Here is a 761-nt window from a genome sequence, read left to right on the forward strand (position 1 = left end):
GTGTAGGTCCACTGGCCGCTGTTATCGACGGCGATCGAGCCGTAGGTGCCGGTATTTGACCCGGCAATGCTCCAGGTCGCCGTGGCATCGTGATCGATGTCGGCCGAGCTGAACTGGCCAGTCACGCTGAGCGTGGTGTCTTCCTGCACCGCGCCGGCATCGTTGCCCGTCGCGAAGCTGAGCACGGGCGCGTCGTTGCTGCCGGTAATGGTGACGGTCACCTGCTGGGTGTCGACGCCGCCCAGGCCGTCGCTGACTTGCACTGTAAACACGTCAGCATGACTCTCGCCCGCCTTCAGCGCCTGCACTGCACTGGCAACGCCATCGGTGCCGTTGGCCAGGGTGTAGGTCCACTGGCCGCTGTTATCGACGGCGATCGAGCCGTAGGTACCGGTTGACGAGCCATTGATGCTCCAGGTCGCCGTGGCGTCGTGATCGATGTCGGCCGAGCTGAACTGGCCACTCACGCTGAACGTGGTGTCTTCCTGCACCGCGCCGGCATCATTGCCCGTCGCAAAACTGAGCACTGGCGCGTCGTTGCTGCCGGTGATGGTGACGGTCACCTGCTGGGTGTCGACGCCGCCCAGGCCATCGCTGACTTGCACGCTGAACACTTCGTTGCGACTCTCGCCCGCCTTCAGTGACTGCACCGCACTGGCCACCCCATCGGTGCCGTTGGCCAGGGTGTAGGTCCACTGGCCGCTGTTATCGACGGCGATCGAGCCGTAGGTGCCGGTATTTGACCCGGCAATGCTCCAGGT

At 64.4% G+C, this 761-nt stretch carries 1 protein-coding gene; it reads right to left on the reverse strand.

All coding sequences use genetic code 11. From position 1 onward, the window contains the following. The coding region (locus tag AC3WJW_RS29975; RefSeq protein ID WP_493728549.1) for a VCBS domain-containing protein at nt 1-761 on the reverse strand (761 nt) is incomplete at both ends.

Source organism: Pseudomonas sp. GW821-FHT07G06, assembly GCF_058986625.1.